Source organism: Schinkia azotoformans (genome assembly GCF_035811335.1).
Taxonomy (GTDB): Bacteria; Bacillota; Bacilli; order Bacillales; family Bacillaceae_J; genus Schinkia; species Schinkia azotoformans.
On the sequence record NZ_JARSMD010000020.1, the window covers coordinates 34,311 to 58,827 of the forward strand.

The following is a 24,517-nucleotide window of genomic DNA, read 5'->3' on the forward strand; positions in this document are numbered from 1 at the left end:
GGAAAGGAGGAAATTAGATGCCTAAAGTAGCACTTTATAATCAAGCAGGTTCACAAGTAGGTGAAATTGAACTTTCTGATGCGGTTTTTGGTATTGAGCCAAACAACAATGTACTTTTTGATGCAATTATTATGCAACGTGCAACACGCCGTCAAGGTACACATAAAGTAAAAAACCGCTCTGAAGTAAGCGGTGGCGGAAGAAAGCCATGGCGCCAAAAAGGAACTGGACGCGCACGCCAAGGTTCAATTCGTTCTCCACAATGGAGAGGTGGGGGTATTGTATTCGGACCTACACCAAGAAGTTATTCATTTAAACTTCCTAAGAAAGTACGTCGTTTAGCTATTAAATCAGCACTTTCTACAAAAGTTTTAGGAAATGATGTAGTAGTACTAGAAAATTTAACAATTGAAGCACCAAAAACAAAAGACATGGTTCAAGTGTTAAATGCTCTATCTTTAAATAAGAAAGTACTAATCGTAACAGCTGATGCAGATCAAACAATCGAGTTATCAGCACGTAACATTCCTGGTGTTACTGTTGTAGACGCTAATGGAGTGAATGTTTTGGATGTAATGAACCATGACAAAATGGTGATTACAAAAGAAGCAGCAGAAAAAGTTGGGGAGGTGCTTGCATAATGAAAGATCCTCGTGATATTATTAAGCGCCCCGTGATAACTGAACGTTCTACTGAATTAATGGGTGAAAAGAAATACACATTTGAAGTAGATACAAGAGCTAACAAAACAGAAGTAAAACAAGCTATTGAGCAAATTTTCGGCGTAAAAGTTGAAAAAGTTAACGTTCAAAATTATGACGGTAGATTTAAGCGTGTAGGTCGCTATACAGGTACTACACCAAAGCGTAAAAAAGCAATCGTAAAATTAACTGCTGATAGCAAAGAATTGGAATTCTTCGAAGCATAAAATGATAGTGAAGGAGGGAAACCGAAATGGCGATTAAAAAGTATAATCCTACGTCAAACGGTCGTCGTGGTATGACAGTTTTAGATTTCGCTGAAATCACAACTGACACACCAGAGAAATCATTACTTGCACCGTTACACAAAAAAGCGGGACGTAATAACCAAGGTAAAATCACAACACGTCATCATGGTGGCGGACATAAGCGTCAATATCGTATAATCGATTTCAAACGCGATAAAGATGGAATACCAGGACGCGTTGCTACTATTGAGTACGATCCAAACCGTACTGCAAACATCGCGTTAATCAACTATGTTGATGGTGAAAAGCGTTATATCATTGCGCCAAAAGGTTTAAAAGTTGGTCAAGAAGTATTCTCAGGTCCGGAAGCGGATATTAAGGTTGGTAATGCATTACCATTACAAAATATCCCGGTTGGTACTGTGGTTCATAATATTGAGTTAAAGCCAGGTCGCGGTGGACAATTAGTTCGTTCTGCTGGTGCTGAAGCTCAAGTATTAGGTAAAGAAGGTAAATATGTATTAGTTCGTTTAATGTCAGGTGAGGTTCGTCAAATCTTAGCGACATGTCGTGCAACAGTTGGCCAAGTAGGCAACTTAGAGCATGAACTAGTAAACGTTGGTAAAGCAGGTCGTTCTCGTTGGTTAGGCATTCGTCCTACTGTTCGTGGATCTGTAATGAACCCTAATGACCATCCACACGGTGGTGGTGAAGGTAAAGCACCAATCGGTCGTAAATCACCTATGTCTCCATGGGGTAAACCAACACTTGGAGCTAAAACACGTAAGAAAAACAAAGCGTCAGACAAATTTATTGTTCGTCGTCGTAAAAAATAACGCGATTGTTCTGCGGTTCATTAGAACCGTGGTGCAATCACGAAGGGAGGTTCATTCATGGGTCGTAGCTTGAAAAAAGGACCATTTGTCGATGATCATTTAATGAAGAAGGTTGAAGGACTTAACGAGTCTAACAAAAAACAAGTTATTAAAACTTGGTCTCGTCGTTCTACAATTTTTCCAGAATTTATCGGGCACACAGTTGCTGTTTATGATGGACGCAAGCATGTTCCAGTATTCGTGACTGAGGATATGGTTGGTCATAAATTGGGCGAATTTGCTCCTACCCGCACTTATAAAGGTCATGCGGATGACGATAAGAAAACAAGACGTTAGTAGAGAGGAGGTACTTGAATGGAAGTGAAGCAAGCTAAATCGATCGCGAGAACTGTTCGTATTGCTCCTCGTAAAGCTCGTATGGTTATTGATCTAATCAGAGGAAAGCAAGTGGGTGAAGCTATTGCGATTCTTCGCCATACGCCAAAAACAGTTTCTCCTGTTATCGAGAAGGTATTAAAATCAGCTATCGCAAATGCAGAGCACAACTACGAAATGGATGTAAATAATTTAGTAGTTTCTCAAGCATTCGTTGATGAAGGTCCAACTTTAAAACGTTTCCGACCTCGTGCACAAGGACGTGCGAGTGCAATCAACAAACGTACTAGCCACATTACAGTAGTGGTATCTGAAAAGTAAGGAGGGATAGTAGTGGGTCAAAAAGTAAATCCTAACGGACTTCGTGTTGGTATAATTCGTGACTGGGAATCAAGATGGTTCGCTGGTAAAGATTATGCTGATCTATTACATGAAGATATTAAAATCCGTGAATATATTAGCAAACGTTTATCAGATGCAGCTGTTTCTAAAATCGAAATCGAACGTGCTGCAAACCGTGTGAATATCGCTATCCACACTGCTAAGCCAGGAATGGTTATCGGTAAAGGTGGAACAGAAGTCGAAGCTCTTCGTAAAGCACTTAACGAATTAAGCGGCAAGCGAGTTCACATTAACATTATGGAAGTTAAAAAAGCTGATATCGATGCAACATTGGTTGCTGAAAATATTGCTCGTCAGTTAGAAAATCGTGTATCATTCCGTCGTGCACAAAAGCAAGCTATCCAACGTGCTATGCGTGCTGGTGCAAAAGGAATCAGAACAATGGTATCAGGTCGTTTAGGCGGAGCTGACATCGCTCGTTCAGAACATTATAGTGAGGGTACTGTACCACTTCATACATTACGTGCGGATATCGACTATGGTACTGCAGAAGCTGACACTACTTATGGTAAGTTAGGTGTTAAAGTATGGATCTATCGTGGTGAAGTTCTTCCTACTAAGAAAAGAGCAACGAAAGATGAGGAAGGAGGAAACCAATAATGTTATTACCAAAACGCGTTAAGTATCGTAGAGAACACCGCGGAAATATGCGTGGTCGCGCTAAAGGCGGTACTGAAGTACACTTCGGTGAGTTCGGTTTACAATCACTTGAAGGATCTTGGATCTCTAACCGTCAAATTGAAGCTGCTCGTCGTGCAATGACTCGTTATATGAAACGTGGCGGTAAAGTTTGGATTAAAATCTTCCCATCTAAGCCATTTACAGCGAAACCATTAGAAGTACGTATGGGTTCCGGTAAAGGTGCTCCAGAAGGTTGGGTAGCGGTAGTAAAACCAGGAAAAGTTATGTTTGAAATTGCAGGTGTATCTGAAGAAGTAGCACGTGAAGCTTTACGTCTTGCTGCACACAAGTTACCTGTTAAATGTAAGTTTGTAAAACGCGAAGATATTGGTGGTGAAACTAATGAAGGCTAATGAAATCCGTGATTTAACCACTGCCGAAGTTGAACAAAAAGTAAAATCTTTAAAAGAAGAATTATTTAACCTTCGTTTCCAGCTTGCGACTGGTCAATTAGAGAACACTACTCGTATTCGTGAGGTACGCAAGGCGATTGCTCGTATGAAGACGATTATTCGCGAAAGAGAACTTGGTGTTAACAATCGATAATCGAGAGGAGGTTAGCGTAAATGAGTGAACGCAACCAACGTAAGGTATATGTCGGTCGTGTTGTATCCGACAAAATGGATAAAACGATCACTGTAGTAGTTGAAACTTACAAAAAACATTCACTATACGGCAAGCGTGTTAAATACTCTAAAAAGTATAAAGCTCATGATGAGAACAACCAAGCTAAAATTGGTGATATTGTAAAGATCATGGAAACTCGTCCGCTTTCAGCTACAAAGCGATTCCGTTTAGTTGAAGTAGTAGAAGAAGCAGTAATTATCTAACAATAAAGTTCGGTTATAATTTGTGTTCCGAAAGGAGGTACTAATCGATGATTCAACAGGAAACTCGATTAAAAGTTGCTGACAACTCAGGTGCACGTGAAGTTTTAACAATCAAAGTTCTTGGTGGCTCTGGCAAAAAGACAGCTAATATCGGTGATGTTATTGTATGTACTGTCAAGCAAGCAACACCAGGAGGCGTTGTCAAAAAAGGTGACGTTGTTAAAGCTGTAATTGTACGCACAAAGAGTGGTGCACGTCGTGGAGACGGCTCATATATTCGTTTTGATGAAAATGCATGTGTAATTATCCGTGATGACAAGAGTCCACGTGGTACACGTATCTTTGGCCCAGTGGCTCGTGAGTTACGTGAAAGAAATTTTATGAAAATTGTTTCATTAGCTCCAGAAGTACTATAAAGATCTTATTTTTTGCCTTGAAGGAGGTGCTATAAGATGCATGTAAAAAAAGGTGATAAGGTACAAGTGATCTCTGGTAAAGACAAGGGCAAACAAGGTGTAATCCTTGAAGCATATCCGAAAAAGGACCGTGTCTTAGTAGAAGGCGTGAACGTTATTAAAAAACACTCAAAGCCATCTCAAATGAATCCTCAAGGTGGAATCATGAGCCAAGAGGCACCTATTCATGTATCAAATGTAATGCCAATCGATCCAAAGACTGGCAATCCTACTCGTGTAGGTTACAAAGTTGTTGATGGTAAGAAAGTACGTATTGCAAAAAAATCAGGTGAAGTATTAGATAAATAGTTTGTAAAGAAAGGAGGTCGCGACTAGTGAATCGCCTAAAAGAAAAGTACAATAAAGAAGTTGTTCCAGCTCTTGTGAGCAAGTTTAGCTATACATCAGTTATGCAAGCACCTAAGCTTGAAAAAATCGTTATCAACATGGGTATTGGTGATGCAGTTCAAAACTCAAAAGCATTAGATAATGCTGTTGAAGAATTAGCTGCTATCACAGGTCAAAAGCCTGTTGTAACTAGAGCGAAAAAGTCAATTGCAGGTTTTAGATTACGTGAAGGAATGCCTATCGGTGCGAAAGTTACCCTTCGTGGTGAACGCATGTATCAATTCTTAGATAAATTAGTTTCTGTTTCTTTACCTCGTGTTCGTGACTTTAGAGGTGTATCTAAGAAATCATTCGATGGCCGTGGTAACTATACACTAGGTGTTAAAGAGCAGTTAATTTTCCCTGAAATTGATTACGATAAAGTATCTAAAGTACGCGGTATGGACATTGTTATTGTTACTACTGCTAATACAGATGAAGAAGCTCGTGAGTTATTAACTCAAATGGGCATGCCGTTTCAAAAGTAATTAAAAAGGAGGGAAATTCGTGGCCAAAAAATCAATGATCGTTAAGCAAAAACGCAAGCAAAAGTTTGCTGTTCAAGAATATACTCGTTGTGAACGCTGTGGTCGTCCGCATTCAGTATTACGCAAATTCAAACTTTGCCGTATTTGTTTCCGTGAATTAGCATACGCAGGTCAAATCCCTGGTGTTAAAAAAGCAAGTTGGTAAACCCTTAATTTGGGAAGGAGGTAAATAATATGGTTATGACTGATCCAATTGCAGATATGCTTACTCGCATCCGTAATGCGAATATGGTTCGTCACGAGAAGTTAGAAATCCCTGCATCAAAACTTAAGAGAGATATCGCTGAAATCCTTAAGAGCGAAGGATTTGTACGTGACGTTGAGTATATTGAAGACAACAAACAAGGAATTATCCGTATTTTCCTTAAGTACGGCGCAAACAATGAGCGTGTAATTACTGGTTTGAAACGTATTAGTAAACCTGGTTTACGTGTTTATGCAAAAGCTAACGAAGTACCTCGCGTACTTAACGGATTAGGTATTGCAATTGTTTCAACATCTAGCGGTGTTTTAACAGATAAAGATGCTCGTGCAAAACAAGTTGGCGGAGAAATCCTAGCATACGTTTGGTAAGATTTTTTTCATGAATGGAGGTGCAATAAATGTCTCGTATTGGTAAGAAAATACTTGAGATTCCACAAGGCGTTACTTTAACAAACAACAGTAACGTGATTACAGTAAAAGGACCTAAGGGCGAGTTAACACGTGCTTTTAATCCTGAAATGACAATTAAAGTTGAAGACAATGTTCTTACAGTTGAACGTCCAACAGACAATAAAGAACATCGTTCTTTACACGGTACAACACGTGCAATCCTTGGAAATATGGTTGAAGGTGTAACTAACGGCTACCAGAAAACTCTTGATTTAATCGGGGTTGGTTACCGTGCTTCTAAGGCTGGTAGCAAACTAGTTCTTAACGTTGGTTATTCTCATCCAGTAGAAATTCAGCCAGAAGAAGGCATCGAAATCGAAGTTCCTTCTAATACAAAGATCATTGTTAAAGGTATTGATAAAGAGCGCGTTGGCGCAATTGCTTCAAATATTAGAGCAGTTCGTCCACCAGAGCCATATAAAGGTAAAGGTATTCGTTACGAAGGTGAATTCGTACGTCGTAAAGAAGGTAAAACTGCTAAGAAATAACGCTTCTTAAAGTAGAAGAAAGGAGTGAATCCGGAATGATTACTAAGCTAGACAAAAATGCTGTGCGTAAGAAAAGACATGGTCGTGTTCGTGCTAAAGTAAGCGGAACACCACAGCGCCCACGTTTAAACGTATATCGTTCAAATCAGCATATTTATGCTCAATTAATCGATGATGTTAATAAAGTTACATTAGCTAGTGCATCTACTGTTGAAAAAGATTTAAGTCTTGAATCAACTGGAAACGTTGAAGCAGCTCAAAAGATCGGTGAATTAGTTGCGAAACGTGCACTTGAAAAAGGTGTTAAAGAGGTAGTCTTTGATCGTGGTGGCTACTTATATCATGGAAGAATCAAAGCTTTAGCAGAATCTGCTCGTGAAGCTGGTCTTGAATTCTAATTACAAGGGAGGGAAATAAATGCGTCTTGTTGATCCAAATAAATTAGAGCTTGAAGAGCGCGTGGTTACGGTTAACCGTGTTGCAAAGGTTGTTAAAGGTGGTCGTCGCTTCCGCTTTGCTGCGCTAGTCGTTGTTGGTGATAAAAATGGTCATGTAGGTTTCGGAACTGGTAAAGCACAAGAAGTTCCTGATGCAATTCGTAAAGCAATCGAAGATGCTAAGAAAAACTTAATCAATGTACCTATCGTCGGAACTACAATTCCGCATGAGGTTATCGGTCGATTTGGTGCAGGTAATGTCTTATTAAAGCCTGCTTCTGAAGGTACAGGAGTTATCGCTGGTGGTCCTGTTCGTGCCGTACTAGAATTAGCTGGTGTGGGTGACATCCTTTCTAAATCATTAGGTTCTAATAACCCAATTAATATGGTACGTGCAACAGTTGAAGGTTTAAAAGATCTTAAACGTGCTAATGAAGTTGCGAAGTTACGTGGCAAAACGGTAGAAGAACTGTTAGGATAAGGAGGGAAAAAAATGGCTAATAAATTACAAATCACCCTCAAACGCAGTGTAATTGGTCGTCCAGAAAACCAAAGAGCTACTGTAAAATCTTTAGGTTTACGTAAATTACATCAAACTGTTGTTCACGAAGATAATGCTGCAATTCGTGGAATGATTAATAAAGTATCACATTTAGTATTAGTTGAAGAAGTTTAATATTTAAAGTTGAAATAAAGAGGAGGTGCAAGAATGAAACTACATGAGTTAAAACCAGCAGAAGGTTCTCGTAAAGAGCGTAATCGCGTAGGACGTGGTATGGCTTCAGGTAATGGTAAAACATCAGGTAGAGGTCATAAAGGTCAAGGTGCTCGTTCAGGCGGCGGTGTACGTCCTGGATTTGAAGGTGGACAAATGCCTCTATTCCAACGTTTACCAAAACGTGGATTTACAAACATTAACCGTAAAGACTATACGATTGTTAATGTTGAAACATTAAATCGATTCGAGAACGGTACAGAGGTAACTCCTGAATTACTGCTTGAAACTGGTGTTGTTAGCAAGTTGAATTATGGTGTGAAGATACTAGGAAATGGTAAGTTAGAAAAGAACCTTACTGTTAAAGCACATAAGTTCTCAAGCGCAGCTAAAGAAGCGATCGAGGCAGCTGGCGGTAAAACTGAGGTGGTTTAATGTTTGAGACAATCTCCAATTTTATGCGAGTAGGTGAAATACGGCGTAAAATTGTATTCACCTTATTAATGCTCGTAGTTTTTAGGCTCGGTAGTTTTATACCAGTTCCAGGTGTAAATACAGAAGTTATTAAGCTTTCCGACCAAAGTGTGTTTGGACTTCTGAATACATTCGGTGGTGGAGCGTTAAAAAACTTCTCGATATTTGCAATGGGTATCATGCCATACATTACTGCATCCATTATTATTCAGCTTTTACAAATGGATGTAGTACCTAAATTTACTGAGTGGTCTAAACAAGGAGAGGTTGGCCGTCGTAAGTTAGCTCAGTTTACCCGCTACGGGACCATAGTACTTGGATTTATCCAGGCAATTGGTATGTCTATCGGATTTAACAACTTATTTCCAGGTTTAATTAAAAACCCTGGAGTACCAACATATTTATTAATTGCATTAGTGTTAACTGCCGGGACAGCATTCCTGCTCTGGTTGGGTGAACTTATTACCTCTCACGGAGTCGGTAATGGTATTTCAATCCTGATCTTTGCAGGTATCGTTGCTGCCATTCCAACAGCAGTGAACCAAATCTATGCACAGCAAATCGAAGGTGCTGGTGAAGCACTCTTTCTACGCATTGTAACAGTCGTATTATTACTGGTGGCAGTTTTAGCTGTTATCGTTGGAACGATTTTTATCTCACAAGCACTTCGGAAAATTCCGATCCAGTATGCGAAGAGACTTGTAAATCGTAGTCCAGTTGGCGGACAGTCAACTCATCTTCCGATAAAGGTTAATGCAGCTGGTGTTATTCCGGTAATCTTCGCGATTTCGTTCTTAATAACACCGCCGACAATTGCGGGATTTTTTGGACAAAATAACGTTACCACTTGGATTCAGACGACGTTTAACTACTCTCATCCAATTGGTATGATTGTATATGTAGCATTAATTGTTGCTTTTACCTATTTCTACACATTTGTTCAAGTTAATCCTGAGCAAATGGCAGAAAACCTTAAAAAACAAGGTGGTTATGTTCCGGGTATAAGACCAGGAAAAAGTACTCAGGAGTACCTAACTCGCATTCTTTATAGACTAACTTTCGTAGGATCCATATTCCTGGCAGTTATATCTGTACTTCCTGTTTTCTTTATAAATATTGCGGGATTACCGCAATCTGTTCAAATTGGTGGAACAAGTTTACTGATTGTAGTCGGCGTAGCGCTGGAGACAATGAAACAGCTTGAAAGTCAACTAGTAAAGAGACATTATAAGGGATTCTTGAAATAGGATATAGGAGGTAGCGGTAAGTAATTCACTTACCTGCACCTCGCCAGAATAATGGGGGGTTGAAAGATGAATCTAGTATTGATGGGGTTACCGGGAGCTGGAAAAGGGACACAAGCGGAAAGAATCGTAGAAAAATATGCTATACCACATATTTCTACAGGGGATATGTTCCGTGCCGCTATTAAAGAGGGAACAGAATTAGGGATAAAAGCAAAATCATTTATGGATCAAGGCGCACTTGTTCCAGATGAAGTTACAATCGGGATTGTGAAGGAGCGTCTAGCTAAGGATGACTGTAAAAAAGGTTTTCTACTAGACGGATTTCCAAGAACAGTTCCTCAAGCTGAAGCACTTGAAGTACTTTTAACTGAACTAGATCGTCAAATTCATTATGTTATCAATATTGAAGTTGACACTAGCAAGTTAATGGAGCGTTTAACAGGACGTCGTATTTGTAAGTCATGTGGGGCTACATACCATATGGTATTTAATCCTCCTGCTAACGAAGGCGTTTGTGACAAGTGTGGGGGCGAACTTTACCAACGTTCTGATGATAATGCAGAGACTGTTGGAAATCGCTTAGAAGTAAATATCAAGCAGACACAACCATTACTTGATTTCTATAATGAAAAAGGTTACTTACGTAATATTAACGGAGATCAAGATATTGAAGTCGTTGCTAAAGATTTAGATGAACTCCTTGGGGGCTTAATTGGATGATCATTTGCAAAACTGAGCGAGAACTTGAGATTATGCGTGAAGCAGGTAGAATTGTTGCACTAACACATGAAGAGCTTAAAAAATATATACAACCGGGGATTACGACCAAGGAATTAGACAATATAGCTGAAAAGACCATACGATCCTATAATGCAATTCCATCCTTTAAAGGATACAACGGTTTTCCTGGAAGTATATGCGCGTCTGTGAATGACCAACTAGTGCACGGTATACCCGGGGATCGTGTTCTTCGCGACGGCGATATTATTTCTATTGATATCGGAGCAAAATACAATGGCTACCATGGGGATTCAGCATGGACATATGCGGTAGGAACCATAGATGAAAACACAAAGAAACTACTAGAAGTTACAGAAGACTCTTTATATAAAGGTCTAGATGAAGCAAAAGCCGGTGTACGATTATCGAATATCTCTCATGCGATTCAAACATATGTAGAGGCAAACGGTTTTTCCATTGTTAGAGAGTACGTGGGGCATGGAGTTGGGCAGGATCTGCATGAAGATCCGCAAATTCCACATTATGGACCTCCTAACAAAGGGCCACGGTTAAAGCCTGGTATGGTGCTTGCTGTAGAACCTATGGTTAATGCAGGTGCACGCTATGTAAAGACACTTTCAGATAACTGGACTGTTGTTACAGTAGATGGCAAGATGTGTGCACATTTCGAACACACAATTGCGATTACTGAAACTGGATTTGAAATTTTAACAAAAGCCTAAGTGAAGGTGATAATGGGTGAACGAACCTGATTCGAGTCCGCAAATAGGTCAGTTGGTCAAAATTCTACAAGGAAGAGATACTGATCAGTTTGCAATAGTGTTACAAGTCCTCGATGAGCGTTTCGTGTTTATCGCTGATGGTGATAAACGTAAATTTGATCGGCCAAAGAAAAAGAACATTAATCATCTTGAGTTTTTTGATTATGTTTCTCCGGAAGTTCAGAACAGTATTAGTGAAACTGGTCGTGTGACAAATGGAAAGCTAAGGTTTGCTGTTTCAAAGTTTGTCAATGAGCAAATTACTGATTTTGAGAAGGGAGAGCAGCTTGATGGCTAAAGAGGATGTCATTGAAGTAGAAGGTACGATTGTCGATACTCTACCGAACGCTATGTTTAAGGTGGAGCTAGAGAACGGCCATACTGTATTAGCACATGTATCAGGGAAAATTCGCATGCATTTCATTCGAATTTTGCCAGGTGATAAGGTGACTGTAGAGTTATCTCCATACGATTTAACTCGCGGTCGGATCACATATCGTTACAAATAAAATAGCACTCCGTAACATAAGGAGGTTCAAAAGATGAAAGTTAGACCATCCGTTAAACCAATATGCGAAAAATGTAAAGTTATTCGTCGTAAAGGGAAAGTAATGGTTATTTGTGAAAACCCTAAGCATAAACAAAAACAAGGCTAAACAAGAGGAGGTGCAACTTTAAATGGCACGTATTGCAGGTGTAGATATTCCACGCGAAAAGCGTGTAGTAATCTCATTAACTTATATTTACGGTATTGGCCGTGCAACTGCACAGAAAATCTTAGCTGAAGCTGGTGTTTCAGAAGATACTCGTGTTCGTGATTTAACTGAAGATGAGTTAGGTAAAATCCGTGAAATTATCGACCGCCACAAAGTGGAAGGTGACCTTCGTCGTGAAGTATCCCTTAACATTAAGCGTCTAATCGAAATCGGTTCTTACCGTGGACTTCGCCATCGTCGTGGTCTTCCAGTTCGTGGACAAAATACTAAAAATAACTCTCGTACGCGTAAAGGTCCTCGTCGTACAGTTGCTAATAAGAAGAAATAAAGTAAAGGAGGGAACTTGTAAATGGCTCGTAAGACTAACACTCGTAAACGCCGTGTAAAAAAGAATATAGAAACTGGCGTAGCGCATATCCGTTCTACATTCAATAATACAATCGTTACGATTACTGATGCTCACGGTAACGCTGTTTCTTGGTCAAGTGCAGGTGCATTAGGTTTCAGAGGTTCTCGTAAATCTACACCTTTTGCTGCACAAATGGCTGCAGAGACTGCTGCAAAAGCTTCTATGGAGCACGGTATGAAAACATTAGAAGTTACAGTTAAAGGTCCTGGAGCTGGACGTGAAGCTGCGATTCGTGCACTACAATCTGCAGGCTTAGAAGTTACAGCTATCCGTGACGTAACTCCAGTACCTCATAATGGTTGCCGACCACCAAAACGTCGCCGTGTATAATTAATCTGTATATATTTTGAATCCCTGTCTATAATGGGATATGATAACAGTTTTTTTATACTATCTTTTTACTAAGAGAAACGGACTAACAGATAATTAGGAATTTGTTGTGCACATTTGGGAATTGCCTAATGGGGAATTTCGGTTAGGGCTAACTTTAGTGACCCTAGCCGAGGTTTCGACGTTTTGAAGGAGGGTTTATTGAATGATAGAGATTGAAAAACCAAAAATCGAAACGGTTGAAATCAGCGATGATGCTACCTTTGGTAAATTCGTTGTCGAACCGCTTGAGCGTGGATATGGTACCACTTTAGGAAACTCCTTACGTCGTATTTTACTATCCTCTCTCCCTGGGGCTGCTGTAACATCCATTCAAGTCGATGGTGTTCAACATGAATTCTCTACAATTGAAGGTGTGATAGAGGATGTTACAACTGTAATTTTGAATATCAAAAAATTAGCTTTAAAGATTTATTCTGATGAAGAAAAAACATTAGAAATTGATATTCAAGGCGAACGGGAAGTAACAGCCGCTGATATTACACACGATAGCGATGTTGAGATACTAAATCCTGATCTTCATATTGCTTCACTAGGAAAGAACGGAAACCTACGTATGCGACTAACCGCTAAACGTGGACGTGGTTATACACCTGCTGATGCAAACAAGCGTGAGGACCAACCAATCGGTGTGATCCCAATCGATTCAATCTATACGCCGGTATCTCGTGCAACTTATACAGTTGAAAATACACGGGTTGGACAGGTAGCAAATTTTGACAAGTTGACTCTGGATGTTTGGACAGATGGTAGCATTCGACCAGAAGAAGCTGTTTCGCTTGGAGCAAAAATTTTAACCGAGCATTTAAACATCTTCGTTGGTTTGACTGATGAAGCCCAAAATGCTGAAATTATGGTTGAAAAAGAAGAGGACCAAAAGGAAAAGGTTCTCGAAATGACAATTGAAGAACTTGATTTATCTGTTCGCTCTTATAACTGCTTAAAACGTGCCGGTATTAATACCGTTCAGGAATTAGCAAATAAGACAGAAGAAGATATGATGAAAGTTCGAAACCTTGGAAGAAAATCCTTGGAAGAGGTTAAGGCTAAGCTGGAAGAGCTTGGACTTGGTCTTCGAAGAGACGAATAAATTCCATTTAGTAATATGGACAAAACTTCAACAAAGGAGGGACACTAGAGATGGCTTACGCAAAATTAGGTCGTACATCAGCTCAACGTAAAGCTCTTTTCCGTGATCTTGCTACAGATTTAATTATCAATGAGCGTATCGAAACGACAGAAGCGAAAGCGAAGGAGCTTCGTTCAATTGTTGAAAAAATGATCACTCTTGGTAAGCGTGGAGATTTACATGCACGCCGACAAGCTGCTTCTTTTATTCGCAATGAAGTAGCAAACACAGAAACTGGCGAATATGCAGTTCAAAAACTTTTCGATGACATCGCAAAACGCTACGAAGAACGTCAAGGTGGATACACTCGTATTCTTAAACTTGGTCAACGCCGTGGTGATGGTGCTCCAGTCGTTATTATTGAATTAGTTTAACTTTATTCAGCTTGCTGAATAAAATTAAAGCCTCCGGCGGATGCCTCGGATTTTAAAGGTAATTATCGAGCAAGCTCGATAAAATCCGGGCATAAATACGCCAAGGCGTATTTTATACTTCTTCTAAAAGGGCGAGACAGAATCTTACGAAAAAGATCTGAGTCTATGCCCTTTTTTGTTATACATCGGACAGTGGGTGACATGCTTAATGAATAAGGAAGAAATTATTGCAGTTCAAAATGTAAAATTTCGATACTCTAATGACGGAGATTGGGCCTTAAATGAGGTTAGTTTTCCTGTATATAAAGGGGAATGGCTCGCTATAGTAGGACATAACGGTTCCGGGAAATCTACATTAGCCAAAATATTGAACGGTCTTTTAATGCACGAAAGCGGTTCGGTTATTGTTGAAGGAATTGAATTAAATAATGATACAATTTGGGATATTAGAAAAAGAGTAGGTATGGTTTTCCAAAACCCGGATAATCAATTCGTGGGAACAACGGTTAAAGATGATGTAGCCTTCGGATTAGAGAATAATGGAATACCACGAGAGGACATGATCGGGCGCATTGAAGACAGCATCGAACGGGTTAGAATGACTGACTTTCTTAATCATGAACCACATCGATTATCTGGAGGCCAAAAACAACGTGTTGCCATTGCTGGTGTTTTAGCCTTGCAGCCAGCCGTTATGATTTTGGACGAGGCGACATCGATGTTGGATCCACTCGGTCGTAAAGAAGTAATTGAGACGGTCCGCAACCTACAACAGCAATTGGGTCAAATGAGTGTTATTTCAATAACTCATGATTTAGAAGAGGTCACCCAAGCAGATCGTGTCATAGTCATGAATCGTGGACAGAAATATGCCGAAGGAACCCCTGAGGAAATTTTCGAACTAGGCGACGAGTTGGTTTCATTAGGTCTTGATTTACCATTTACAGTTAAGCTTTCACAATTGCTCAAAGAAAAAGGTGTTAAGTTATCAAAATCCCACTTAAAACAACGAGATTTGGTGAATGAACTATGGACATTATATTCGAAAATGTAGAGCATGTATATAACCCTAAAACCCCCTTTGAAAGAAAGGCCTTATTTGATTTAAATATTAAGATTCCATCAGGAACCTTTCAAGCGGTGATTGGACATACAGGTTCAGGTAAATCAACGTTAATACAGCATATTAACGGCCTTTTAAGACCAACTAGTGGGAAGATTTCAATTGGTGATCGGATCATCGGTCCTGAAAAGCAAAAAGACCTACGGAGCTTGCGCAAAAAGGTCGGTATTGTTTTTCAATATCCCGAACATCAACTCTTTGAAGAAACGGTTGAAAAGGATATCTGTTTTGGTCCAATGAATTTTGGCGTGTCCGAAGAAGTGGCCAAAAGAAAAGCAAGAGAGATTTTACAGTTAGTCGGGTTACCTGAATCTGTATTAGAGAAATCGCCATTTGATTTAAGTGGTGGACAAATGCGAAGAGTGGCTATTGCTGGTGTATTGGCGATGGAGCCTGAGGTGCTGATTTTGGATGAGCCGACAGCTGGTCTTGATCCGCGCGGTCGTAAAGAAATAATGGATATGTTTAAAATGATGCATGACAAAGCGAAATTGACAACGATCCTTGTTACTCATAGTATGGAGGATGCTGCCTTTTATGCTGACCATATTATCGTGATGGATAAAGGGACAGTCTATATGCAAGGAACACCATCGGAAATATTTCAAGAGCCTGAAAGACTGAATAAGGTTGGGTTAGATATTCCCGAGTCTGTTCAATTCATGAGATCCCTCTCTGATGCAGTCAAGAAGCCATTGCCGCAGGCCTTTACGGTAGAGAAAGTCGCAGATCATACACTTAAGTTGCTTGCGAGAGAGGAGATGGAGCTCGGCAAATGAAAAATGTAATTATTGGACAGTATGTACCAGGGAACTCCTTTATCTATCGAATGGATCCTCGTGCTAAAATCTTAACTATTTTTTTCTTTGTCATTATCGTCTTTCTTGCCAATAATATTACAACCTATTCCATACTAGTATTATTCACAATTACCAGCATTTTACTCTCGAAGGTTCCGATCGGGTATATTTATAAAGGGTTGAAGCCGATTTTATGGATTGTGTTATTTACCTTGATTCTACATTTATTTATGACAAAAGAAGGCGATGTTGTAGTTGATTTCGGTTGGTTGACGGTTCATGAAGGAGGTATTAGGCAAGGGGTTTTCATCTCATTGCGTTTTATTCTCTTGATTATGGTAACTAGTTTACTTACCTTAACGACAACACCAATTGAGATAACAGATGGTATGGAATCATTGCTTTCTCCATTTAAAAGATTTGGTGTACCGGCCCATGAGCTTGCTTTAATGATGTCTATTTCACTGCGGTTTATTCCAACCTTAATGGAAGAAACAGAAAAAATTATTAAAGCGCAATCAGCCCGTGGTGTTGAATTTACAACAGGTTCTTTAAAGGAGCGCTTTAAGGCCATAGTTCCCTTATTAGTACCTTTATTCATCAGTGCCTTCAGGCGGGCTGAAGATTTAGCCCTGGCGATGGAGGCAAGAGGGTACCGTGGTGGGGAAGGAAGGACCAAGCTTAGGGAATTAGTTTGGAAAGCCTCAGATAACAGTGTGTTTATATTATTGGGAGCCATGACCATTTTACTAATTATGTTGCGGTCATAAAGGTGATAAAAATGAACCGGTTGAAATGTACAATAGCATATGATGGAACCAACTTTTCAGGATTTCAAGTCCAATCAAATGGGCGAACAGTCCAAGGTGATATTGAGAAAGCTTTGTTTAAGCTTCATAAGGGTGAGGAAATTCGCATCCACCCATCGGGACGAACGGATGCAGGCGTTCATGCACATGGACAAGTAATCCATTTTGACAGCCCCTTATCGATTCCTGTAGACCGCTATCAGATGGCTTTAAATACTTTGCTCCCTGATGACATCGTCGCCCTGACGATCGAGAATGTAAATACAGATTTTCATGCCAGATATAATGTCGTGAAAAAAGAGTATCGTTATTTTTTATTGAATCAAAAAGAACGAGATGTTTTTCGCAAAAATCATAGCTATTATTATCCGTATGCTATCAATCTTGATCGAATTATCGAAGCAACCAAATATCTGCTGGGGGCACACGATTTTACATCGTTTTGCTCGACGAAGTCCGATAAAGAGAATAAAGTTCGAACGATTGAAGAGATTGAGATATGGAAAGAAAATAATGAAATAGTTTTCCGCTTTGTCGGAAATGGGTTTCTATACAATATGGTTCGAATTATTGTTGGTACCTTGTTAAAGGTTGGCCAAGGGAAGTTAGAACCTGAGGATATTAAAGTTATTTTAGAAGAAAAAAACCGTAAAGCAGCCGGTAAAACAGCCCCTGCTCACGGGCTTCATCTGTGGAAAGTCTGGTATTAGGTAAATAACTTAAAAGCAACTTCTCCAGGTGTAACATTTTCTTGACATTGAATCCGTAAATGTTATATTATTACCTATGGTACATTTTCAAAGATCACGCCACGATTTTAGCCCCGAAACTAATCGTGTGAAAATAAACTTTAGAAAATGAAATGAACGAAAGATTTTTTAGGAGGGAATACAATGCGTCAAACTTATATGGCGAAGGCTTCAGATATTCAGCGTAAATGGTTAGTAATCGATGCTGAAGGCCAAACTTTAGGTCGTCTTGCTAGCGAAGTAGCTTCAATTCTTCGCGGTAAGCATAAACCAACATTTACACCACATGTTGACACAGGTGATCATGTAATCATCATTAATGCTGAAAAGATTCAATTAACTGGTAACAAACTAGAGAATAAAGTATATTACCGTCATTCAGGACATCCAGGTGGATTAAAATCACGTACTGCTAAGGAAATGATTGAAACTCGCCCTGAACAAATGCTTGAAGGTGCAATTAAAGGAATGCTTCCAAAAAACACTTTAGGTCGTCAAATGTTTAAGAAGCTTAACGTATACAAAGGTAGCGAACATCCACATCAAGCACAAAAACCAGAAGTTTATGAACTTCGCGGATAATTTCTAAGGAGGTAAATTAATTTGGCACAGGTACAATATATCGGTACAGGACGTCGTAAAAGTTCAGTAGCACGTGTTCGTTTAGTTCCTGGTAACGGACGTGTTGTCGTGAACGGACGCGACATTGAAGAATATTTTAATTTAGAAACTCTACGTGTAGTTGCTAAGCAACCTCTAGTTGCTACTGAAAATGCAGGCAGCTACGATGTATTAGTTAACGTAAGCGGCGGTGGATACACTGGTCAAGCTGGTGCAATCCGTCACGGTATTGCTCGTGCATTACTGCAAGCTGATCCAGAATATCGTGCAGTACTTAAGAGCGCAGGCTTCTTAACTCGTGATGCTCGCATGAAAGAACGTAAGAAATACGGTCTTAAAGGCGCTCGTCGTGCACCACAGTTCTCAAAACGTTAATTTTTGGAATTGGACTAAGTTCAAAAGGCTCTCAACCAAATGGGTTGGGGGTCTTTTTTTTTGTTTAAATTTGTTTTTTCCTTTAATTGGGCAAATGGAGTTGCCTTTAAAACGAATGAGAATAATGTACATGTAAGACAATATATCTTATATAAGTAGAAAGTAACACATATAAGTGTAAATTGAACATATATGTAAAGTAGCTTTAACTTTATTCAGCTCTCCTGAATAAAGTTAAAGCCTCCGGCGGATGCTTCAGATTTTCAAAGGTAATTTGTCGAGCAAGCTCGAAAAAATCTGGGCTCAAATACACCAAGGTGTATTTGATGTGTATTGTAATAACACTAGTTCATCTTTAAGAAAAGGTGTGAAGCGTGATGAATGTGATTACAACATTGATGGACAAAAGAGAAGAAAAGCGTATTGCCTTTGAGCGAAAAGTTTTGAGAGAGCTTTCGATTAATAAGTTAAAAGAAAAAGTGAATTTATATTTTTCCCCTTATTTTCGCTCACAATCCATTTTTTCAACCGCCATTGAAGATGGAAGTATTGACATTGCGATAGAACTCTATATATTAGGAGCCAAAATGAGCCGTTTTGGTTACTTTGGCGAAACAGAGGAACAAGTAAGAACAAGATGTGCTGATGAAATGAAGTACTATACCGATAGTCTATTTGAGTATTTGCAATATTGGGGTGCTGCGGGTGGAAATGATTTAGTGAACGAATCCATCTTTTTGGCGGCAGAGCAATTTACCTCCTATTGGTGGAATGAAGGATTTCGAAAAGGGGAAATGAGATACAAAATGCGCCTGCATTAGTTGGATGTCCTAAATTTCTTTCATATTTGTCCATTTGGTCCCATATAGTGAAGTAGGAAAAGCTTCGGAGGGACCGAAAATATGAAGAGAAAAATTCAATTTTTAGTTTTCATTTCTGGATCAGTACTATTGTTTTTTTTATTTCAATACCAGTTTTCGATTAATAATACCTGGGATTCTTGGAGTTTACCTTTATCCGGGAAAATAATTATTGTCGATCCTGGACATGGATACCCTGACCCTGGTGCGGGTCCAGAAGGTGCTTTTGAAAAGGATATAGCATTTAATATCTCATTACTCTTGAGGGACTACCTTCAAGAAGCGGGTGCCCTTGTTATTATGACAAGGGAAGATGATTTTGATTTAGCTGATAAGGGTTTAAAGGGCTACAGCAAAAGGAAAACCCAGGATTTAATACGGCGTGTGGAGCTAATCAATAAGTCAGAAGGAGACTTGCTTGTTTCTGTCCATTTAAATTCATTACCGTCATCAAGATGGAGCGGGGCCCAAACCTTCTATTACCCGCGGTTTGAGGAGAATAAGCTATTGGCTAAAATGATACAAAAAGAAATGGAAGCGAACCTTGAAAATACAGTCAGACATGCAAAAGCCATTAATCACGTCTATGTTTTGAAGGAGGCGGAAATGCCTTCTGTATTAGTGGAAGCGGGATTCTTATCTAATCCTGGGGAACGTGAGCAATTAAAATCAAAGGCCTATCAAGATAAGATTGCGGCGAGCATTTATCAAGGTATTTTACGATTATACACAGAAAATCCGAAACATAAAGAACCTTCTCCTGAATAGAAGGTTTTTTTCTATTGTCATTGTGTTATAATCATAATGTTAAAATAATTTTATTAGGTGGTGGGTTATTTGTTAACTAATGAACAAGTAAGAGACATACTAGGTAAGATTAAAGACCCTTATTTACATAGAACACTGGCCGAAACGAACGGCATCGAAGAAATAAGTATTAAAGAAGAAAAGAATCATGTTAGTGTTAAGATTGCAATTGCCCAGGCTGGTTCAAAGGATCAAATGGAAATCCAGCAGCAGGTTGTTCAAGCATTGAAAAATGCTGGTGCAAATACTGTTGGGATTCGTGTAAACCAACTTCCAGCGGAAATCGTCGCAAGTCTTGCTCCGGCAGACGAGCCAAAATCGATCTTAGCTCCGGGAAGCGGCACAACATTTATTGCAATTGCGAGTGGTAAAGGTGGGGTTGGAAAATCAACTGTATCCGTTAACCTTGCTGTAGCACTAGCTAGATTAGGCAAAAAAGTAGGTCTTGTTGATGCTGATATTTATGGATTCAGTGTACCTGATATGATGGGAATCGCTGAGCGTCCTCAGGTTCAAAATGACCGTATTATGCCAGTTGAACGTTTTGGAGTAAAGGTAATCTCAATGGGCTTCTTTGTAGAAGATAATGCACCAATCATTTGGCGCGGTCCAATGCTAGGTAAAATGTTAAATCAATTTTTTACTGAAGTTGAGTGGGGAGAGCTAGATTATTTATTATTAGATTTACCTCCGGGAACTGGGGATGTAGCGTTGGATGTACACCAAATGATCCCGCATTGTAAAGAAATTATCGTAACAACTCCACACCCAACAGCAGCCTTTGTTGCAGCCCGTGCTGGTGCAATGGCATTGAAGACAGACCATGAGCTACTAGGTGTTATTGAAAATATGTCTTACTTCGAAAGTAAAGTCACAGGTGAAAAAGAGTACATCTTTGGTAAAGGCGGCGGCCAAAAGCTTGCTGAAGATTTAGATGTAGCTTTATTAGGACAAATTCAGTTAGGTCAGCCCGAAATTGATGAAAATGATTTTGCTCCATCCATTTATGATTCTAATGATCAAATCGGTAAAGTATATCTTGAAATCGCTGAACAAGTTGTTAAACTTGCAGGAAAGTAAAATTCTATCTACGAAAAAATGTCAGGCATATCAACAAAAGCCTGACATTTTTAGGTTATGAGAATTATTGGCCACCGCCGCCTTCTCCACTATCACCGCCACCGCTGCTTTCGCCACCACTATTGCCGCCTTCTTTTCCTTGTTTTTGGAGTTCTTCAGCCCCTTTAATTAGAAGGTCTTGCATTTTAGCTTTGAAAAGTGGACTGCCCATCGTTTCTATCATGACAGTCTTCATTTGATCTCGATACTTTTGAGTTTTCATTGCATCGGTTATTTGTTTTTCCATTTCAGGATTTTTTAATATTTCAATCATAGCCTTTTGGTAGTCTGGGTCCTTCATTAATTCCTTCATGAGCTTTTCATGTTCTTTTTGCATTGATTTTGCAAAGCTTTCAGCAAACTTTGGATCATCAAATTGTTTTTTCCAAAAGTCTTCAGCTTCTTTTGAGGTAAGAGCTCCCTTAATCGTTTCCTTAACAACCATTTCATCCATGATTAACTTTGCTTTTGTTTTATCATCATTGAGTACATCCTCAATAGCTTTCTTTCCTTCATCTGTTTTGAGGATATCTACGACCAATTTTTTTGTCCCCTCATAATCAGCCGATTGTCCGTTTCCTTGGTCAGCCGGTGCACAGCCGTTTAATAAAAAAAATAAAAGAAGCACGAGGAGCATTAGGGATATTCTTTTCATAATTAAAAGGCTCCTTTCAATAGAGATTCCTACTTTTAGGATGATAAGAAATTCAAAAATTATACGTTTTCTTGTTCTAGCTTTTTAAGGGTGTGATTGGTACAATTATGTTAACTTTATTCAAATCCCTCGCTTCCATAAGTGGTAGGATGAATACCAATCCAGTATGTAATTGAGGGAGTTCAAACTTCTATTGAATAATGTTATAGCCTCCGGCGGATGCCTCAGATTTTTAAAGGTAGTTTTTCGAGCAAGCTCGAAAAAATCTGGGCGCAAATACGCCAAGGCGCACTTGATTGAATTTTGGAGGCTTAAAAAGGTGACGAGTCGAAATTGGGTTTATTTATTTTTTACCACACTAATCATCGGTGCAGTTAGCACAATCTTCGTTGGTTTTGCAGTTGAATGGAGTAAATATTCGGTTTTCTTTACAACATTTAATATTGTTGAAATTTTATCGATTGCGATTTGGTTTATTGGAGTAGGCTTCATTTTCAGTTTGATCAGCCAAGCGGGTTATTTCGCTTACTTAACTGTACACCGTTTCGGACTGGGGATGTTTAAATCCTTATGGGGGCCAGTTCAAATTGTATTAACTGTATTTGTATTATTTGACTTTATCTATCTTCGTTATACCACCTTTGCAACAGAAGGGGATGCACTACTTCCTTATGTAATTCCAGCGGTGTTAATCCTTGTTTACGGATTAATCGTTGCTTATTATAAAGTGAAACAAACGAATCAGACAGCTTTTATCCCTACCTTGTTTTTTATATCAGCTATTACCATTATCGAATGGGTTCCGGCCCTTCGTGCAAATGAACGGGACTGGCTATTATTAATGATTTTCCCTCTTCTTATTTGTAATACATGGCAATTATTCATTTTGTATAAACTTAATCAAAAAAGCAAAAAATAGCTGATCGCATTTGATCAGCTATTTTATTTCAGAGCTTCTTATTTCAGCATTAGAGATTAATTCATCAACTGTGACACTTTGAAGATTTTTAGACTTCAATCCTTTAATAATAAGCGGTAAGGCTTTATCAGTTTGGGTTGCAGAATCAGATGCATGAAGTAACACGATATCGCCTGCACTTACATTTGGCACCACATTTTCTACGATTTTTTCAACCCCTGGATTCGTATAATCCTTTGAATCGATGCTGTAATGAACAATAGAGTACCCGTAACTATCTGCGATCTTTAAGATTTTTTTATTAAAATTCCCATTAGGTGTACGGAGAAACTTTACATCCTTGATCCCTAATTTTTTTAATGTTGTGTCGGCAAGCAGAATATCCCTTTTAATTTTCTTCTCATCCCAATCAGTATAATTGCGGTAATGGTATCCCATGCTGCCGATATCATGTCCTTCTTTCACAATTCTCTCTACCACTTGCGGATGTCTTTCAGCCCAAGAAGCAGAAATAAAAAACGTAGTATTTTTAATTCCTTCATTTTTAAGCACGTCCAATATTTTATCAGCCTGTTCATCTCCCCAGTTTATATCGAACGTAAGGGCAATATTTTTCCCGGTTTTTTCTCCTTTATAAATGGCCATCGGGCCTTCCTTCGTTGAAAAAACGGATTGTTGCTGATTGCCCATATACAAAATACTAGCCGTAAAAAAAGCAGCTATGATTACAATAAGAGATTGTTTAAGCCTCCTACCATTAATCACATAAAAAAATTTCATTAAAATCCTCCTCCAACAAATGATTGCGATGGTAATAAATATGCAAAATTGGACAAGACTATGAATAAATTTTTTTTAGCAAGAAAAATTATCAATACAAACTATATCTTTAGGAATGAATAGTATAAATCCAAACTTGAGGTGACGGTATGCTAGCATTTTTAGTCAATAAAAGAGAAATAAAAGAACTAGAGTATTTATTAAAAAGGGAGATGGAAGAAATACTGCATGATCTTAATGATTCAAGAATCGACCAAATCGTTAAGCATGCAATGGAAGACCGTTATCAAGTTTTATTTAATTTCTTTAAAAGATTTGCTTCTGAAAGAGATTGCTGTAAGTATTTAAGAACGAAAAAATTCAAAGGAAATAAAATGGTTAAATAATAGTTGGGGCTAGGGTAATATTATTTTGTGTTGGTTCAATCTATAATTAATAAGTACTTGTTGACCGAATAAAATTATTATGATATATTATTCTCACTGTTTAAAAAACACAGTTTTCTATTGATAAAATAGTGTTGACATTAATGAGAATTCTTGTTAATATATTAAAGTCCCGAGCATGTCGTTAGAAAATAAACAAAAAACTTATTGACTTCTGCGCATGATCTTGGTATAATAAAAAACGCCGCTAGAAATAATGGTGGCGATGTTAAATGGATTAAAATGATCTTTGAAAACTAAACAAAATGTCAAGCGTGCAAATAAAGTTGAACTTTAAAGTTCAACACCAAGTCAGTATTAATTTTGAGCAATCAAACACTTTTCGGAGAGTTTGATCCTGGCTCAGGACGAACGCTGGCGGCGTGCCTAATACATGCAAGTCGAGCGGATGATAAGGAGCTTGCTCCTTTGATTCAGCGGCGGACGGGTGAGTAACACGTGGGCAACCTGCCTGTA

The 24,517-nt window shown here is 38.9% G+C and carries 42 protein-coding genes and 1 rRNA gene; 41 read left to right on the forward strand and 2 right to left on the reverse strand.

Going from position 1 to position 24,517, the window contains the following annotated elements; all coding sequences use genetic code 11:
* The first annotated feature begins 17 nt into the window (after positions 1 to 17).
* The 38 genes from rplD to P9E47_RS12820 all read left to right on the forward strand — a co-directional run bounded on the left by rplD (position 18) and on the right by P9E47_RS12820 (position 21,222).
* The gene (gene rplD, locus P9E47_RS12635; RefSeq protein ID WP_003331729.1) at positions 18 to 641 is read left to right on the forward strand and encodes a 50S ribosomal protein L4; all 624 of its coding nucleotides are present in this window, start codon (positions 18 to 20) and stop codon (positions 639 to 641) included.
* Complete coding sequence (rplW, locus tag P9E47_RS12640) at positions 641 to 928, forward strand: 50S ribosomal protein L23 (protein WP_003331728.1); 288 nt, start codon at positions 641 to 643, stop codon at positions 926 to 928. Before rplD ends, rplW begins: the two co-directional genes overlap by 1 nt.
* Positions 929 to 954: 26 nt before the next feature.
* Positions 955 to 1,785 carry a 50S ribosomal protein L2 gene (rplB, locus tag P9E47_RS12645; RefSeq protein WP_003331727.1) on the forward strand — a complete coding sequence of 277 codons (831 nt, stop codon included), beginning with the start codon at positions 955 to 957 and terminating at the stop codon, positions 1,783 to 1,785.
* Between the two features lie 57 nt (positions 1,786 to 1,842).
* Complete coding sequence (gene rpsS, locus P9E47_RS12650; RefSeq protein ID WP_003331726.1) at positions 1,843 to 2,121, forward strand: 30S ribosomal protein S19; 279 nt, start codon at positions 1,843 to 1,845, stop codon at positions 2,119 to 2,121.
* A gap of 18 nt (positions 2,122 to 2,139) precedes the next feature.
* Complete coding sequence (rplV, locus tag P9E47_RS12655) at positions 2,140 to 2,481, forward strand: 50S ribosomal protein L22 (RefSeq protein WP_035198184.1); 342 nt, start codon at positions 2,140 to 2,142, stop codon at positions 2,479 to 2,481.
* Between the two features lie 12 nt (positions 2,482 to 2,493).
* Positions 2,494 to 3,162 (forward strand): 30S ribosomal protein S3, encoded by a 669-nt coding sequence (rpsC, locus tag P9E47_RS12660; protein ID WP_003331724.1) that lies wholly within the window; start codon positions 2,494 to 2,496, stop codon positions 3,160 to 3,162.
* Positions 3,162 to 3,596 carry a 50S ribosomal protein L16 gene (gene rplP / locus P9E47_RS12665; protein WP_003331722.1) on the forward strand — a complete coding sequence of 145 codons (435 nt, stop codon included), beginning with the start codon at positions 3,162 to 3,164 and terminating at the stop codon, positions 3,594 to 3,596. The genes rpsC and rplP overlap by 1 nt, the downstream gene beginning before the upstream one ends.
* Positions 3,586 to 3,789 (forward strand): 50S ribosomal protein L29, encoded by a 204-nt coding sequence (rpmC, locus tag P9E47_RS12670; RefSeq protein WP_003331721.1) that lies wholly within the window; start codon positions 3,586 to 3,588, stop codon positions 3,787 to 3,789. Before rplP ends, rpmC begins: the two co-directional genes overlap by 11 nt.
* 20 nt (positions 3,790 to 3,809) lie before the next feature.
* Positions 3,810 to 4,073, forward strand: a complete 264-nt coding sequence (rpsQ, locus tag P9E47_RS12675; protein WP_003331720.1) for a 30S ribosomal protein S17 — start codon at positions 3,810 to 3,812, stop codon at positions 4,071 to 4,073.
* 47 nt (positions 4,074 to 4,120) lie between these two features.
* Positions 4,121 to 4,489 carry a 50S ribosomal protein L14 gene (rplN, locus tag P9E47_RS12680; RefSeq protein WP_003331719.1) on the forward strand — a complete coding sequence of 123 codons (369 nt, stop codon included), beginning with the start codon at positions 4,121 to 4,123 and terminating at the stop codon, positions 4,487 to 4,489.
* A gap of 36 nt (positions 4,490 to 4,525) precedes the next feature.
* Positions 4,526 to 4,837: a 50S ribosomal protein L24 gene (gene rplX / locus P9E47_RS12685; protein WP_003331718.1), complete on the forward strand. Its 312-nt coding sequence runs from the start codon at positions 4,526 to 4,528 to the stop codon at positions 4,835 to 4,837.
* Between the two features lie 26 nt (positions 4,838 to 4,863).
* Positions 4,864 to 5,403 carry a 50S ribosomal protein L5 gene (gene rplE, locus P9E47_RS12690; RefSeq protein ID WP_003331717.1) on the forward strand — a complete coding sequence of 180 codons (540 nt, stop codon included), beginning with the start codon at positions 4,864 to 4,866 and terminating at the stop codon, positions 5,401 to 5,403.
* Between the two features lie 19 nt (positions 5,404 to 5,422).
* A complete protein-coding gene (locus P9E47_RS12695) occupies positions 5,423 to 5,608 on the forward strand; it encodes a type Z 30S ribosomal protein S14 (protein ID WP_003331716.1) in 186 nt (61 codons plus the stop codon).
* A gap of 29 nt (positions 5,609 to 5,637) precedes the next feature.
* Positions 5,638 to 6,036 (forward strand): 30S ribosomal protein S8, encoded by a 399-nt coding sequence (gene rpsH / locus P9E47_RS12700; RefSeq protein ID WP_003331715.1) that lies wholly within the window; start codon positions 5,638 to 5,640, stop codon positions 6,034 to 6,036.
* A 29-nt stretch (positions 6,037 to 6,065) separates the two neighbouring features.
* A complete protein-coding gene (gene rplF, locus P9E47_RS12705; protein WP_003331714.1) occupies positions 6,066 to 6,605 on the forward strand; it encodes a 50S ribosomal protein L6 in 540 nt (179 codons plus the stop codon).
* A gap of 35 nt (positions 6,606 to 6,640) precedes the next feature.
* Complete coding sequence (gene rplR / locus P9E47_RS12710) at positions 6,641 to 7,003, forward strand: 50S ribosomal protein L18 (protein ID WP_003331713.1); 363 nt, start codon at positions 6,641 to 6,643, stop codon at positions 7,001 to 7,003.
* Between the two features lie 19 nt (positions 7,004 to 7,022).
* Complete coding sequence (gene rpsE / locus P9E47_RS12715; RefSeq protein WP_003331712.1) at positions 7,023 to 7,523, forward strand: 30S ribosomal protein S5; 501 nt, start codon at positions 7,023 to 7,025, stop codon at positions 7,521 to 7,523.
* A 12-nt stretch (positions 7,524 to 7,535) separates the two neighbouring features.
* Positions 7,536 to 7,718 carry a 50S ribosomal protein L30 gene (gene rpmD, locus P9E47_RS12720; RefSeq protein ID WP_003331711.1) on the forward strand — a complete coding sequence of 61 codons (183 nt, stop codon included), beginning with the start codon at positions 7,536 to 7,538 and terminating at the stop codon, positions 7,716 to 7,718.
* 33 nt (positions 7,719 to 7,751) lie between these two features.
* On the forward strand, positions 7,752 to 8,192 hold the full coding sequence (gene rplO, locus P9E47_RS12725) for a 50S ribosomal protein L15 (RefSeq protein WP_003331710.1): 441 nt from the start codon (positions 7,752 to 7,754) through the stop codon (positions 8,190 to 8,192).
* A complete protein-coding gene (gene secY / locus P9E47_RS12730; protein WP_003331708.1) occupies positions 8,192 to 9,478 on the forward strand; it encodes a preprotein translocase subunit SecY in 1,287 nt (428 codons plus the stop codon). The genes rplO and secY overlap by 1 nt, the downstream gene beginning before the upstream one ends.
* 66 nt (positions 9,479 to 9,544) lie before the next feature.
* A complete protein-coding gene (locus P9E47_RS12735; RefSeq protein WP_003331707.1) occupies positions 9,545 to 10,198 on the forward strand; it encodes an adenylate kinase in 654 nt (217 codons plus the stop codon).
* The gene (map, locus tag P9E47_RS12740; protein WP_003331706.1) at positions 10,195 to 10,941 is read left to right on the forward strand and encodes a type I methionyl aminopeptidase; all 747 of its coding nucleotides are present in this window, start codon (positions 10,195 to 10,197) and stop codon (positions 10,939 to 10,941) included. Before P9E47_RS12735 ends, map begins: the two co-directional genes overlap by 4 nt.
* 16 nt (positions 10,942 to 10,957) lie before the next feature.
* Positions 10,958 to 11,278 carry a KOW domain-containing RNA-binding protein gene (locus P9E47_RS12745; RefSeq protein ID WP_035198189.1) on the forward strand — a complete coding sequence of 107 codons (321 nt, stop codon included), beginning with the start codon at positions 10,958 to 10,960 and terminating at the stop codon, positions 11,276 to 11,278.
* The gene (gene infA, locus P9E47_RS12750) at positions 11,271 to 11,489 is read left to right on the forward strand and encodes a translation initiation factor IF-1 (RefSeq protein ID WP_003331704.1); all 219 of its coding nucleotides are present in this window, start codon (positions 11,271 to 11,273) and stop codon (positions 11,487 to 11,489) included. Before P9E47_RS12745 ends, infA begins: the two co-directional genes overlap by 8 nt.
* Positions 11,490 to 11,522: 33 nt before the next feature.
* Positions 11,523 to 11,636: a 50S ribosomal protein L36 gene (gene rpmJ, locus P9E47_RS12755; RefSeq protein WP_003156543.1), complete on the forward strand. Its 114-nt coding sequence runs from the start codon at positions 11,523 to 11,525 to the stop codon at positions 11,634 to 11,636.
* A gap of 22 nt (positions 11,637 to 11,658) precedes the next feature.
* The gene (gene rpsM / locus P9E47_RS12760) at positions 11,659 to 12,024 is read left to right on the forward strand and encodes a 30S ribosomal protein S13 (RefSeq protein ID WP_003331703.1); all 366 of its coding nucleotides are present in this window, start codon (positions 11,659 to 11,661) and stop codon (positions 12,022 to 12,024) included.
* A gap of 21 nt (positions 12,025 to 12,045) precedes the next feature.
* A complete protein-coding gene (rpsK, locus tag P9E47_RS12765; protein WP_003331702.1) occupies positions 12,046 to 12,435 on the forward strand; it encodes a 30S ribosomal protein S11 in 390 nt (129 codons plus the stop codon).
* 205 nt (positions 12,436 to 12,640) lie between these two features.
* Positions 12,641 to 13,585: a DNA-directed RNA polymerase subunit alpha gene (locus P9E47_RS12770; RefSeq protein WP_035198191.1), complete on the forward strand. Its 945-nt coding sequence runs from the start codon at positions 12,641 to 12,643 to the stop codon at positions 13,583 to 13,585.
* Between the two features lie 50 nt (positions 13,586 to 13,635).
* Positions 13,636 to 13,998: a 50S ribosomal protein L17 gene (gene rplQ / locus P9E47_RS12775; protein ID WP_035198194.1), complete on the forward strand. Its 363-nt coding sequence runs from the start codon at positions 13,636 to 13,638 to the stop codon at positions 13,996 to 13,998.
* A 208-nt stretch (positions 13,999 to 14,206) separates the two neighbouring features.
* Positions 14,207 to 15,052 (forward strand): energy-coupling factor ABC transporter ATP-binding protein, encoded by an 846-nt coding sequence (locus P9E47_RS12780; protein ID WP_003331699.1) that lies wholly within the window; start codon positions 14,207 to 14,209, stop codon positions 15,050 to 15,052.
* On the forward strand, positions 15,028 to 15,900 hold the full coding sequence (locus P9E47_RS12785) for an energy-coupling factor ABC transporter ATP-binding protein (RefSeq protein WP_003331698.1): 873 nt from the start codon (positions 15,028 to 15,030) through the stop codon (positions 15,898 to 15,900). Before P9E47_RS12780 ends, P9E47_RS12785 begins: the two co-directional genes overlap by 25 nt.
* The gene (locus tag P9E47_RS12790) at positions 15,897 to 16,691 is read left to right on the forward strand and encodes an energy-coupling factor transporter transmembrane component T family protein (protein ID WP_003331696.1); all 795 of its coding nucleotides are present in this window, start codon (positions 15,897 to 15,899) and stop codon (positions 16,689 to 16,691) included. Before P9E47_RS12785 ends, P9E47_RS12790 begins: the two co-directional genes overlap by 4 nt.
* Before the next feature lie 11 nt (positions 16,692 to 16,702).
* Complete coding sequence (gene truA, locus P9E47_RS12795; protein WP_003331695.1) at positions 16,703 to 17,440, forward strand: tRNA pseudouridine(38-40) synthase TruA; 738 nt, start codon at positions 16,703 to 16,705, stop codon at positions 17,438 to 17,440.
* 183 nt (positions 17,441 to 17,623) lie between these two features.
* Complete coding sequence (gene rplM, locus P9E47_RS12800) at positions 17,624 to 18,061, forward strand: 50S ribosomal protein L13 (RefSeq protein ID WP_003331694.1); 438 nt, start codon at positions 17,624 to 17,626, stop codon at positions 18,059 to 18,061.
* 21 nt (positions 18,062 to 18,082) lie between these two features.
* A complete protein-coding gene (gene rpsI, locus P9E47_RS12805) occupies positions 18,083 to 18,475 on the forward strand; it encodes a 30S ribosomal protein S9 (RefSeq protein ID WP_035198202.1) in 393 nt (130 codons plus the stop codon).
* A gap of 377 nt (positions 18,476 to 18,852) precedes the next feature.
* Positions 18,853 to 19,296, forward strand: a complete 444-nt coding sequence (locus tag P9E47_RS12810; protein ID WP_003331692.1) for a DUF2521 family protein — start codon at positions 18,853 to 18,855, stop codon at positions 19,294 to 19,296.
* Between the two features lie 81 nt (positions 19,297 to 19,377).
* Positions 19,378 to 20,103, forward strand: a complete 726-nt coding sequence (gene cwlD, locus P9E47_RS12815) for an N-acetylmuramoyl-L-alanine amidase CwlD (RefSeq protein WP_003331691.1) — start codon at positions 19,378 to 19,380, stop codon at positions 20,101 to 20,103.
* A 69-nt stretch (positions 20,104 to 20,172) separates the two neighbouring features.
* Positions 20,173 to 21,222 (forward strand): Mrp/NBP35 family ATP-binding protein, encoded by a 1,050-nt coding sequence (locus P9E47_RS12820; RefSeq protein ID WP_003331690.1) that lies wholly within the window; start codon positions 20,173 to 20,175, stop codon positions 21,220 to 21,222.
* Positions 21,223 to 21,286: 64 nt separating this feature from the next.
* Here the strand turns inward: P9E47_RS12820 and gerD are convergent, their stop codons facing one another.
* Entirely contained in the window at positions 21,287 to 21,916 is a 630-nt protein-coding gene (gene gerD, locus P9E47_RS12825) for a spore germination lipoprotein GerD (RefSeq protein WP_003331689.1), read from the reverse strand.
* A gap of 319 nt (positions 21,917 to 22,235) precedes the next feature.
* Here gerD and P9E47_RS12830 point away from each other — a divergent pair, with 319 nt between their 5' ends.
* Positions 22,236 to 22,835, forward strand: a complete 600-nt coding sequence (locus tag P9E47_RS12830) for a KinB-signaling pathway activation protein (protein WP_003331688.1) — start codon at positions 22,236 to 22,238, stop codon at positions 22,833 to 22,835.
* 18 nt (positions 22,836 to 22,853) lie between these two features.
* On the opposite strand, the gene pdaB is transcribed toward P9E47_RS12830, so the two are convergent.
* Positions 22,854 to 23,615, reverse strand: a complete 762-nt coding sequence (gene pdaB / locus P9E47_RS12835; protein WP_003331686.1) for a polysaccharide deacetylase family sporulation protein PdaB — start codon at positions 23,613 to 23,615, stop codon at positions 22,854 to 22,856.
* Between the two features lie 149 nt (positions 23,616 to 23,764).
* On the opposite strand from pdaB, the gene P9E47_RS12840 reads away from it, so the two are divergent.
* Positions 23,765 to 24,001 carry a hypothetical protein gene (locus P9E47_RS12840; protein WP_003331685.1) on the forward strand — a complete coding sequence of 79 codons (237 nt, stop codon included), beginning with the start codon at positions 23,765 to 23,767 and terminating at the stop codon, positions 23,999 to 24,001.
* Positions 24,002 to 24,380: 379 nt separating this feature from the next.
* Positions 24,381 to 24,517, forward strand: a 16S ribosomal RNA gene (locus tag P9E47_RS12845); the annotation flags it as partial.

Coding starts and splice junctions, on each gene's coding strand:
- rplD (WP_003331729.1), top strand. CDS start 18: ATGCCTAAAGTAGCACTTTATAATCAAGCAGGTTCACAAGTAGGTGAA.
- rplW (WP_003331728.1), top strand. CDS start 641: ATGAAAGATCCTCGTGATATTATTAAGCGCCCCGTGATAACTGAACGT.
- rplB (WP_003331727.1), top strand. CDS start 955: ATGGCGATTAAAAAGTATAATCCTACGTCAAACGGTCGTCGTGGTATG.
- rpsS (WP_003331726.1), top strand. CDS start 1,843: ATGGGTCGTAGCTTGAAAAAAGGACCATTTGTCGATGATCATTTAATG.
- rplV (WP_035198184.1), top strand. CDS start 2,140: ATGGAAGTGAAGCAAGCTAAATCGATCGCGAGAACTGTTCGTATTGCT.
- rplP (WP_003331722.1), top strand. CDS start 3,162: ATGTTATTACCAAAACGCGTTAAGTATCGTAGAGAACACCGCGGAAAT.
- rpmC (WP_003331721.1), top strand. CDS start 3,586: ATGAAGGCTAATGAAATCCGTGATTTAACCACTGCCGAAGTTGAACAA.
- rpsQ (WP_003331720.1), top strand. CDS start 3,810: ATGAGTGAACGCAACCAACGTAAGGTATATGTCGGTCGTGTTGTATCC.
- rplN (WP_003331719.1), top strand. CDS start 4,121: ATGATTCAACAGGAAACTCGATTAAAAGTTGCTGACAACTCAGGTGCA.
- rplX (WP_003331718.1), top strand. CDS start 4,526: ATGCATGTAAAAAAAGGTGATAAGGTACAAGTGATCTCTGGTAAAGAC.
- rpsH (WP_003331715.1), top strand. CDS start 5,638: ATGGTTATGACTGATCCAATTGCAGATATGCTTACTCGCATCCGTAAT.
- rplF (WP_003331714.1), top strand. CDS start 6,066: ATGTCTCGTATTGGTAAGAAAATACTTGAGATTCCACAAGGCGTTACT.
- rplR (WP_003331713.1), top strand. CDS start 6,641: ATGATTACTAAGCTAGACAAAAATGCTGTGCGTAAGAAAAGACATGGT.
- rpsE (WP_003331712.1), top strand. CDS start 7,023: ATGCGTCTTGTTGATCCAAATAAATTAGAGCTTGAAGAGCGCGTGGTT.
- rpmD (WP_003331711.1), top strand. CDS start 7,536: ATGGCTAATAAATTACAAATCACCCTCAAACGCAGTGTAATTGGTCGT.
- rplO (WP_003331710.1), top strand. CDS start 7,752: ATGAAACTACATGAGTTAAAACCAGCAGAAGGTTCTCGTAAAGAGCGT.
- secY (WP_003331708.1), top strand. CDS start 8,192: ATGTTTGAGACAATCTCCAATTTTATGCGAGTAGGTGAAATACGGCGT.
- P9E47_RS12735 (WP_003331707.1), top strand. CDS start 9,545: ATGAATCTAGTATTGATGGGGTTACCGGGAGCTGGAAAAGGGACACAA.
- map (WP_003331706.1), top strand. CDS start 10,195: ATGATCATTTGCAAAACTGAGCGAGAACTTGAGATTATGCGTGAAGCA.
- infA (WP_003331704.1), top strand. CDS start 11,271: ATGGCTAAAGAGGATGTCATTGAAGTAGAAGGTACGATTGTCGATACT.
- rpmJ (WP_003156543.1), top strand. CDS start 11,523: ATGAAAGTTAGACCATCCGTTAAACCAATATGCGAAAAATGTAAAGTT.
- rpsM (WP_003331703.1), top strand. CDS start 11,659: ATGGCACGTATTGCAGGTGTAGATATTCCACGCGAAAAGCGTGTAGTA.
- rpsK (WP_003331702.1), top strand. CDS start 12,046: ATGGCTCGTAAGACTAACACTCGTAAACGCCGTGTAAAAAAGAATATA.
- P9E47_RS12770 (WP_035198191.1), top strand. CDS start 12,641: ATGATAGAGATTGAAAAACCAAAAATCGAAACGGTTGAAATCAGCGAT.
- rplQ (WP_035198194.1), top strand. CDS start 13,636: ATGGCTTACGCAAAATTAGGTCGTACATCAGCTCAACGTAAAGCTCTT.
- P9E47_RS12780 (WP_003331699.1), top strand. CDS start 14,207: ATGAATAAGGAAGAAATTATTGCAGTTCAAAATGTAAAATTTCGATAC.
- P9E47_RS12785 (WP_003331698.1), top strand. CDS start 15,028: ATGGACATTATATTCGAAAATGTAGAGCATGTATATAACCCTAAAACC.
- P9E47_RS12790 (WP_003331696.1), top strand. CDS start 15,897: ATGAAAAATGTAATTATTGGACAGTATGTACCAGGGAACTCCTTTATC.
- truA (WP_003331695.1), top strand. CDS start 16,703: ATGAACCGGTTGAAATGTACAATAGCATATGATGGAACCAACTTTTCA.
- rplM (WP_003331694.1), top strand. CDS start 17,624: ATGCGTCAAACTTATATGGCGAAGGCTTCAGATATTCAGCGTAAATGG.
- P9E47_RS12810 (WP_003331692.1), top strand. CDS start 18,853: ATGAATGTGATTACAACATTGATGGACAAAAGAGAAGAAAAGCGTATT.
- cwlD (WP_003331691.1), top strand. CDS start 19,378: ATGAAGAGAAAAATTCAATTTTTAGTTTTCATTTCTGGATCAGTACTA.
- gerD (WP_003331689.1), bottom strand. CDS start 21,916: ATGAAAAGAATATCCCTAATGCTCCTCGTGCTTCTTTTATTTTTTTTA.
- pdaB (WP_003331686.1), bottom strand. CDS start 23,615: ATGAAATTTTTTTATGTGATTAATGGTAGGAGGCTTAAACAATCTCTT.
- P9E47_RS12840 (WP_003331685.1), top strand. CDS start 23,765: ATGCTAGCATTTTTAGTCAATAAAAGAGAAATAAAAGAACTAGAGTAT.